This is a genomic window from Mesorhizobium sp. M7D.F.Ca.US.004.01.2.1, assembly GCF_003997785.1.
In the GTDB taxonomy this organism is placed as follows: domain Bacteria; phylum Pseudomonadota; class Alphaproteobacteria; order Rhizobiales; family Rhizobiaceae; genus Mesorhizobium; species Mesorhizobium loti.
The window spans coordinates 1-1,093 of sequence record NZ_RZRQ01000678.1; the positions used below are offsets into that span (position 1 = coordinate 1).

A 1,093-nucleotide genomic window follows, 5' to 3' on the forward strand; every position below is an offset into this window, starting at 1 on the left:
CTGGAGCTCGATCGAGACCCGCCGCGCCAGCGCGCGGTCGCCGGTGACGAGAGCCGCCCTTTGGCCGGGTTGTTCGACCGCGCGCTTGAGCGCGACGGCGATGGCAACGGCTTCATCGCGTTCGCTGGCAGCTTCGAGCAAGGTCACTTCGGCGAAGGCGCCGGCAATATCGGATGCCGGGAACCCGGCACGCGTCTCAGCCCAGAGTTCGGTGGTCTCGGCCGGCCGCAATGCTTCGCCGACAAGGGCGGCGCGAAGCGCAAGTTGCGGTTCGCCCGCGCTGATCTCCTCGACATCGCCGCGCAGCACGCCGATCTTGGCGATCAGCCTGGCGAGGCCATATTGCGGGTGGCCAAGCACGGCCGGACGCGCACCTGGCGCCGCGATTGCCTGGAAGGACGCTTCGTCCAGCATCCGGTCGAGACCGGGCAGCACGATGGCACCGCCGGGCAAGCGCGCGATCGCGGCAAGCAGTTCTGCCGTGGCAGGGATCGAGCCGGTCGAGCCCGCGGCGATGACCGGGCCGGCCGGCGGATTGCGCTGCAGCCGTGCGGCCTCGGCGCGGATCAGCGCGTTGCGATGCGCAGCCGGATTGGAGCGGTCGCTCTCTTCAAGGAATTTCGGCCAGGCGTCGGTGACGATGCCGAGGAATTCGAGCGTCACCTGCCACCATCCGGCAAGGTTGCCGGTCACCAGACCGGTGAGCTTGGCCCAGTCGGTGCCTTCCGTCTCGATCTCGTCCATCAGCCGGGCGAGATCGCGCGCCAGCCAGATCGCGTCGGCGGTGGAGGCCGGGATGACGATCTCCTCGGCAAAAAGGGCGGCGACATGTGCCGGCAGCCGGCGTTTCCAGGCGCGCACCAGCGGCGTCAACAGCAACAGGCGTTCGGTTGCCGAAATCGGCGGCGCGAGATCGATGGCCGCCGATGCCTCGGTCTCGAATGCGGCCTCATCCTCGTCGAACTCGCCGAGCGGCCGGATGACCGGCAGGATCGCCGAACCGCCACCACCGCGTGCCGCCAGGCTGTCGACGAAGACACCCCGCAAGGCGCGCGCGGCGCGGCGCGTCGGCACATAGATGGTGACATCGGCC

The 1,093-nt window shown here is 69.5% G+C and carries 1 pseudogene; it reads right to left on the reverse strand.

Annotation, left to right across the window (positions count from 1 at the left end):
- Positions 1–1,093: pseudogene (locus tag EN993_RS36115) on the reverse strand (double-strand break repair protein AddB); the annotation flags it as partial.